Annotated in this window: 1 protein-coding gene; it reads left to right on the top strand. The window is 35.3% G+C overall.

What is annotated here, in order from left to right; translation table 11 throughout:
* On the top strand, window positions 1-391 hold a 391-nt coding region (locus CRU95_RS17020; protein WP_258238765.1), incomplete at both ends, for a hypothetical protein.

Here is a 391-nt window from a genome sequence, read left to right as displayed (position 1 = left end):
AGGAAAAAAAAAAAAAAAAAAAAAGAGAAAGGAAAAAGAAGAGAAGAGAAGGGGAAGAAGGGAAAAAAAGAGGAAGAAAGAAAGAAGAAAAAGAAGAAGAAGAGGAAAAAGAGAGGGGGGAAAAGAGGAGGAAGAGAAAAAAAGAGGAAGAAAAAAAAAAAAAAAAAAAAAAAAAGGAAAGAGGGAAGGGAAGAAAAAGGGAGGGGAGAGAAGAGAAAAAGGAAAAAAAGAGAGAGAGAAAGGAAAAAGGAGGAAAAAGAAAAAGAAGAAAAAGAGAGAGAAGAAAGAAAAGAAGAGAAAAAGAAAAAGAGAAGAGGGGGAGAAGAGGAGAAGGGAGAAGGAAAAAAAAGAAGAGAGGAGAGGAGAAGAGGAGAAGAGAGAAAGGAAGAGG

It is taken from the genome of Arcobacter sp. F2176, from assembly GCF_004116465.1.
Taxonomy (GTDB): domain Bacteria; phylum Campylobacterota; class Campylobacteria; order Campylobacterales; family Arcobacteraceae; genus Arcobacter; species Arcobacter siniprincipis.
Note: the sequence above shows the minus strand (reverse complement) of the source record. Positions and strands in the feature narration are given on the sequence as shown.